Raw genomic sequence first — 6,770 nt, forward strand, 5'->3', positions numbered from 1 at the left:
TCGACTCCTCGCACGGCAAGGCCAACGCCTGGCACACCGACGTGACCTTCGTCGACCGCGTGCCCGCGATCAGCGTCCTGCGGTCGGTGACGCTCCCGCCGTACGGAGGGACGACGGTCTGGGCGAACACCGCGGCGGCCTACGCGTCGCTGCACCCCGCGGTCCGGGCGATGGCCGACCGGCTGTGGGCCGTGCACACCAACCGGTACGACTACGCCGCGGACGTCGACGAGCAGCGCATCGGCGGCATCGACGTCGCCGAGGAGACGTACCGGGAGGAGTTCGGGTCGAGGCTGTTCGAGGCCGAGCACCCGGTCGTGCACGTGCACCCGGAGACCGGCGAACGGTCGCTGCTGCTGGGCCAGTTCGTCAAGCGCCTCGTGGGACTGTCCACGCGCGACTCGGCCTCGGTCCTCGAGATGCTGCAGCGCGAGATCACCCGCCTCGAGAACACCGCGCGATGGAGCTGGGAGCCGGGCGACGTCGCGATCTGGGACAACCGCGCCACCCAGCACTACGCGGTGGCCGACTACGACGACCACCACCGCGTCATGCATCGCATCACCGTCGCGGGCACCGTTCCGGCGAGCCTCGACGGCACCCGCTCCACGCAGCGCGTCGGCGACACCTCGGCCTACTCCTCCTGACGGCCGACGCAGCCGCCGGCCGACGCAGCCGCCTACCGCGTCGGGACGGGGCCCGCCCGGTGGTGGAACGCCGCCGCGACCGTGCACCCGGACAGGACGAGCACGGCCAGACCCCGGCGCAGCATCTCGCCGCCCTCCGCCGCGTCCGGCGCGAGCCCGCTGGAGAACCAGCCGAGGAACAGCAGGAGCAGGCCGAGCAGCACGCCGACGACGGCCGAGCCGCGCCACACCAGCGCCACCCGGCGACGCGCCGTCGACGCGGGGGCGCCCGACGTCGTGACCCGCGCGACCGCCTCCTGCTCCCGCACGAGCAGCGCCACGGCGGCGAGCGCCACGAATCCGGAGAGCACGGCCGTGCCGCGGTCGGGCCAGCCGAGGGGAACGACGAGCGCGAACAGCGTGAGCACGAGCATCCCGATCGGCAGCTCCGGCGACCGCGCTGCCCGCTCGAGCCGGTCCGGGTCCGCGTCGGCGGCGGCGCGCGTGCCGGCGAAGCGTCGCCCGAGACCACCGGGCTCGCGCGACGCGACCACCGTGGCCAGCACGCAGCCGAGCAGGAGCACGCCGAGCACCAGCCCGACCGTCCACCGCGTCAGCGTCGCCCGGTCACCAGCGGCAGAGGCAGCGTCGGCACGCCGTGCGATCTCGACGTCGAGCGAGGCGAGGGACTCGCCCCACTCGACCGCCTCGGCCCGACCCCGGTCGTCGCGCGCGATGCGCAGGTCGAGCCGGTCGGGCTGCTCGGACTCCTGCGGCGGACCGCTGTCGCTGCGCGCAGGCACGTCGACCTCGACGGGCGAGGACGCCCCGCTCACCTCGACCTCGTAGGTGGAGCGGGCGCTGTAGGAGCGCGGGAGCACCTCCTGCACGCGGCTCATGCGCACGAAACGGCCCTCGACCAGCTGGGTCGTCCCCTCCCACCCGCGGGCCTGGGCGAGCTCCTCGGCCGTCGACTCGGCACGGTGCTCGACCGAGCCGACCGGCACGATCGCGACCCCCGCCGCGACCAGCAGCAGTAACCACCAGAGGGCGACCGGCGCACGGGACATGCCGCGATCCTGCCCGACGTCGCACGGCCGACGCGACCGCCGCGCGCCCCCGCGGGTCGTGCGTCCGGTCTCAGACCTCGCGACGCGAGATCGGGAACAGGATCGCCTCGCGGATGCCGATGCCCTGCAGCAGCATCACCAGCCGGTCGACGCCCAGCCCGAGCCCACCGGCCGGGGGCATGCCGAACTCGAGCGCGCGCAGGAAGTCCTCGTCGACGTCCATGGCCTCGGGGTCACCGGCCGCGGCGAGGCGCGCCTGCTCCTCGAGCCGCTCGCGCTGGACGACGGGGTCGTTGAGCTCGGTGTAGGCCGGAGCCAGCTCGACGCCGTTGATGATCAGGTCCCACGCCTCGACCAGGCCGGGGGTGGTGCGGTGCTTCTTCGCGAGCGGACGCACGGCCTCGGGGTAGTCGCACACGAACGTCGGCTGGATCAGCGTGTGCTCGACGAGCTTCTCGAACAGCTCGAGCACGATCTCTCCGGCGCCCCAGTGGTCCTGCAGCGCCACGTCGTGCCGGGCGGCCAGGGCCTTCAGCGACTCCTCGGACGTCTCGACGTCGACCTGCTGGCCGACGGCCTCGCCCACCAGCTCGTGGATCGTGGCCCGCCGCCAGGGCTGCTCGAGGTCGATCTCGCTGCCGTCCCGACCGGGGACGACCGTCCGACCGACCGCACGGGCCGCGTCGACCACGAGCGCGCGGGTGAGGTCGGCCATCGTGTCGTAGGAGCCGTACGCCTCGTACGCCTCCAGCATCATGAACTCGGGGTTGTGGGTGTTGTCCACGCCCTCGTTGCGGAACGTCTTGCCGATCTCGTACACGCGGTCGATGCCGCCGACGAGCGAGCGCTTGAGGTGCAGCTCGAGGGCGATGCGCAGCAGGGCGCTCTCGTCGAAGGCGTTGACGTGGGTGTGGAAGGGGCGGGCGGCCGCTCCACCGTTGGTGTGCTGGAGCACCGGCGTCTCGACCTCGACGTAGGCGCGCTCGTCGAGGGTGCGGCGCAGCGACTGCAGCACCTTGGCCTTCACGCGGACGGTGTCGCGGGCCTCGGGGCGGACGATCAGGTCGACGTAGCGCATCCGACTGCGCGCCTCGTCCGAGAGCGGGTTGTGCTCGTTCGGCAGCGGCCGCAGCGTCTTGGCGGCGATCGCCCACGACGACGCCTGGACGCTCAGCTCGCCGCGCCGCGACGTGATGACCTCGCCCGTGACGGCCAGGTGGTCGCCGATGTCGACGAGGTGCTTGAGCCGCTCGAGCGACTCCTCCCCCACGCCGTCGAGCGAGACCATCGCCTGCAGGCTCGTGCCGTCGCCCTCGCGCAGCGAGACGAACACCAGCTTGCCCGTGCCACGGCGGAAGATGACCCGCCCGGCCACCGTCACGACGTCGCCGGTGTGGTGGTCGGCGCCGAGCACCTCGGGGTCGTAGGCCTCGCGCACCTGCGCCAGGGTGTGGGTGAGCCCCAGGTCCGTCGGGTACGGCTCGAGGCCGGCGTCGATGAGCTGCTGGCGCTTCTCGCGGCGGATCCGCAGCTGCTCGGGCAGGTCGTCGTCGGGGTTCTGGGTGTCGGCGCTCACGGAAGGGGAGTCTAGTGGCCGGGCACGGCCCGGCTCGCCCGGCGGGCGGGTCCGGGCAACGGCCCACCCGCCGCGGTCGGGTGCCACCGACGGCAGCGGGAACAGCACGGCGAGGCCGATGGTTGGTGCACTCCGTGACCCGACTGCGAGGATGTCGCCCGTGAGCGAGACCGAGACCGCTGCCGACTCCCGCCTGACCCGGCTCCGTCGTGGGGTGGCCGGGGCCGAGACCGAGCAGCTGGGCGCCGGCATGCTGCTGGTGGCCACCCTCGCGGCCATCGCCTGGGCCAACCTCGGCAGCGGGTACGACGCGTTCTGGCACACCGAGGCGCGCGTGGCCGTGGGCGACTGGTCGATGGGCCTCGACCTCTACCACCTGGTCAACGACGCGCTCATGGCGTTCTTCTTCTTCGCCGTCGGGCTGGAGGTCAAGCGCGAGCTGACGATCGGCGAGCTCACCGACCGGTCCCGCGCCATCGTGCCCGCGACCGCGGCGCTCGCCGGGCTGCTGGTCCCCGCGCTCGTGTTCCTGCTGATCGCTCGCGACTCCGGCCAGGCGCACGCCTGGGGCGTGGTCATCTCCACCGACACGGCGTTCCTCGTGGGCGCGCTCGCCATCATCCGGCCGCACCACCCCTCCCGGCTCCGGGTCTTCCTGCTGACGCTGGCCGTCGTCGACGACATCGGCGCCCTGGGCGCCATCGCGATCTTCTACACCGACGACCTGCGCGTCACCCCGCTGCTCGTCGCGGTGGGGGCCCTCGCGCTGATCGCTCTCGTGCGACTGCTGCCGTCGGGCCGGGGCCCGTTGTACGCGGCGCTGTCGGTGGTGGTCTGGTTCGGTCTGCACGAGGCGGGGGTGCACGCCACCCTCGCGGGCGTCGCGGTCGCGCTGCTCATCCCCGTCGCAGCACCTCGCCGGCACGACGTGGAGCGCGTCGTGGAGCTGACGCGTGCATTCCGCCAGTCCCCCAACCCGGCCTACGCCGCGGCCGCGGGCCGCCAGCTGCGCGAGTCCATCTCCATCAACGAGCGGCTCCAGCAGTCGTTCGCGCCCTACGTCGCGTTCGTGATCCTGCCGATCTTCGCGCTCGCGAACGCCGGCGTGGTGCTCGACGCCGCGACCCTCGAGCGGTCGGCCTCGTCGTCACTGACGTGGGGCGTGGTGGCCGGGCTCGTCGCCGGAAAGCTCCTCGGCATCACCGGCGCGACCCTGCTCGCCCAGAAGGTGGGCCTCGGTGTGCTCGCGCCCGGTCTGACCATCGGCCGCGTCGCGGGCGGGGCCGCCCTCTCGGGGATCGGCTTCACGATCTCGCTGCTGATCGTCGGCATCGCCATCGACGACCCCGCGGCGCAGGACGAGGCTCGCGTGGGCGTCCTCGCCGCCTCCGTGCTGGCGTTCGTGCTGGGCTGGGTCGTCCTCAAGGCGCTCGACGCCCGCCGGCCCGTCGTGCAGCCCGGTGCCGTGCTCCTGCGGCCGTTCGACCCCGAGCGCGACCACTTCAAGGGCCGTGCCGACGCCCCGCTCGTGCTCGTGGAGTACGGCGACTTCGAGTGCCCGTTCTGCAGCCGGGCCACGGGCATGGTCGACGAGGTGATCGAGCACTTCGAGGGCGACCTCGTGTGGGTGTGGCGCCACCTGCCGCTGCACCAGCACCACCCGCACGCCGAGCTGGCGGCGCGCGCCTACGAGGCGGCCTACCTGCAGGGTCGGCACTTCGACTACGCCCGCCTGCTGTGGGCCAACCAGGCGCAGCTGGAGCGGCTCGATCTGCTCCGCTACGCCGACGAGATCGGCCTGGACCTCGAGCGCTTCGAGGCCGACCTCGACTCCGACCCGGTGCGCCGACGTGTGCGCGAGGACGAGGACGACGCCGACCTCATGGACGTGTCCGGGACGCCGACGTTCTTCATCGGCACCGCCCGGCACGGCGGCCAGTGGGACGCGCCCACGCTCATCGCCGCCCTCGACGCCAGCCGGGGCCGCTGAGTCCGTGCCCGCACGTGCGGGCACAGAAAAGCCCGGTCGCCGTCGTGACGGTGACCGGGCTTCGCCGGATGCTCAGCGAGCAAGGATCACTTGAAGGCGTCCTTGACGTTCTCGCCGGCGTTCTTGACCGAGCCGGACGCCTGGTCCTTCTTGCCCTCGGCCTCGAGGTCCTTGTTGTCGGTGGCCTTGCCGACGTTCTCCTTGACCTCGCCGGCGACCTTCTCAGCGGTGTTCTTGGCCTTGTCGATGAAGCTCATGATGATCCTCCTGGATCGGTGGGTGACACTTCGACGGTACGACGGCTGGAAGTCGCTGCAACTCCAACGAGCGCTGCCCGATGAACGTTCAGTGACTTCTCAGTGACACGCGTTTACTTCTTGAAGACGTCCTTGACGTCCTCGCCCACGTTCTTGATCGAGCCCTTGGTCTGGTCCTTCTTGCCCTCGGCCTCGAGGTCCTTGTTGTCGGTCGCCTTGCCGACGGCCTCCTTGACCTCGCCGGTGACCTTCTCCGCGGTGTTCTTGGCCTTGTCGATGAAGCTCATGGAACTCTCCTTCTCGGGTGGGGGAACGGGGTGGCTTACGTTGTAAACCTTACGCCGTAAGCCTGCGGCCCACAAGACGAGTGTCGTGCGACCTCGGTCACGAACGGGGGCGCGCTCGCGACCCGGTCGGCGAGCAGGTCAGTCGGCGAGACGCGAGGCGATGCCGTCGAGCATCTCCTGCAGGGCGCGGTCGAACTCCTCGGCGTAGCGGTCGGCCGCCAGACCGGCAGCCAGCCGGTGGATCGTCGGGTACGTCGCCTCGTCCACCGCGCCGGACGGGTCGAGGATCTCCAGGGGCGTCTCGGCCTCCGCCACCGCCTCCTGCTCCTCGTCGTCGCGCGTGGGGGTGAGCCCCCCGGGCACGGGCTCCGCGGCTTCGGCGCCCGCGGAGAACGATCCGTCGCCGTCCTGCGGGTCGCGCAGCGTCCGCGCCCCCGTCTCCATGAGCAGGTAGCCCAGCAGGAAGCTGTTGAATGAGCGGTAGGCGAACACCACCTGGTCGTCGTCGAAGCCCTCCGCCTGCAGCGCCTCGAGCACCGACTCGATCCAGGTCAGGGACCGCAGCGGCGGGTTGATCCACGGCGCCTCCGACGGCCGCGTGGCCACGATCGGGAAGGCGTGCGGGTGCGCCATCGCGTAGCGGCGGACACCGCGTGCGAGCCGCTCCAGGTAGTCGCGCCAGCCGTTCTCGGCCACCCGCAGCACCTCGGGGTCGGCGTCCAGCTCGGCCACCACCAGGTCGACGACCGCGTCGAGCAGCTCGTCACGCGTGCCGACGTGCTTGTAGAGGCTCATCGCCTCGACGCCCAGACGCTTGGCGATCCCCCGCATCGAGGCCGAGCCGATGCCCTCGTCGTCGATCAGCCGCAGGGCGGCCTCGGCGATCTTGCGGCGCGTCAACGTGCCGCGTCGGGAGGTCGTGGAGGCCATGGGGGGATCGTGCCACGGAGAGGCAGGGCCAACG

At 72.1% G+C, this 6,770-nt stretch carries 7 protein-coding genes; 2 read left to right on the forward strand and 5 right to left on the reverse strand.

All coding sequences use genetic code 11. From position 1 onward, the window contains the following. Positions 1 to 647: TauD/TfdA family dioxygenase (locus ASF38_RS02315; protein WP_235497351.1), on the forward strand; the 647-nt coding region annotated here is incomplete at its 5' end. A 32-nt stretch (positions 648 to 679) separates the two neighbouring features. On the opposite strand, the gene ASF38_RS02320 is transcribed toward ASF38_RS02315, so the two are convergent. Both ASF38_RS02320 and lysS read right to left on the reverse strand, forming a co-directional pair. Continuing rightward, a complete protein-coding gene (locus ASF38_RS02320; RefSeq protein WP_056573371.1) occupies positions 680 to 1,696 on the reverse strand; it encodes a hypothetical protein in 1,017 nt (338 codons plus the stop codon). Positions 1,697 to 1,766: 70 nt separating this feature from the next. Beyond that, entirely contained in the window at positions 1,767 to 3,272 is a 1,506-nt protein-coding gene (gene lysS / locus ASF38_RS02325; RefSeq protein ID WP_056573373.1) for a lysine--tRNA ligase, read from the reverse strand. 160 nt (positions 3,273 to 3,432) lie between these two features. Between lysS and nhaA the strand changes: the two genes are divergently transcribed. Next, entirely contained in the window at positions 3,433 to 5,262 is a 1,830-nt protein-coding gene (gene nhaA, locus ASF38_RS02330; protein ID WP_235493046.1) for a Na+/H+ antiporter NhaA, read from the forward strand. Positions 5,263 to 5,348: 86 nt separating this feature from the next. On the opposite strand, the gene ASF38_RS16985 is transcribed toward nhaA, so the two are convergent. The 3 genes from ASF38_RS16985 to ASF38_RS02335 form a co-directional block, all read right to left on the reverse strand. Further along, complete coding sequence (locus ASF38_RS16985) at positions 5,349 to 5,519, reverse strand: CsbD family protein (RefSeq protein WP_082480264.1); 171 nt, start codon at positions 5,517 to 5,519, stop codon at positions 5,349 to 5,351. A gap of 113 nt (positions 5,520 to 5,632) precedes the next feature. Further along, positions 5,633 to 5,806, reverse strand: a complete 174-nt coding sequence (locus tag ASF38_RS16990; protein ID WP_082480266.1) for a CsbD family protein — start codon at positions 5,804 to 5,806, stop codon at positions 5,633 to 5,635. A 138-nt stretch (positions 5,807 to 5,944) separates the two neighbouring features. Next, complete coding sequence (locus ASF38_RS02335) at positions 5,945 to 6,736, reverse strand: TetR/AcrR family transcriptional regulator (protein WP_056573376.1); 792 nt, start codon at positions 6,734 to 6,736, stop codon at positions 5,945 to 5,947. Positions 6,737 to 6,770 lie beyond the last annotated feature (34 nt).

Source organism: Aeromicrobium sp. Leaf272, assembly GCF_001422865.1.
Lineage (GTDB): Bacteria > Actinomycetota > Actinomycetes > Propionibacteriales > Nocardioidaceae > Aeromicrobium.

What these genes read in the sequence shown, in the direction of transcription:
- ASF38_RS02320 (WP_056573371.1), bottom strand. Translation starts at nt 1,696, where the DNA reads ATGTCCCGTGCGCCGGTCGCCCTCTGGTGGTTACTGCTGCTGGTCGCG.
- ASF38_RS16990 (WP_082480266.1), bottom strand. Translation starts at nt 5,806, where the DNA reads ATGAGCTTCATCGACAAGGCCAAGAACACCGCGGAGAAGGTCACCGGC.
- ASF38_RS16985 (WP_082480264.1), bottom strand. Translation starts at nt 5,519, where the DNA reads ATGAGCTTCATCGACAAGGCCAAGAACACCGCTGAGAAGGTCGCCGGC.
- ASF38_RS02335 (WP_056573376.1), bottom strand. Translation starts at nt 6,736, where the DNA reads ATGGCCTCCACGACCTCCCGACGCGGCACGTTGACGCGCCGCAAGATC.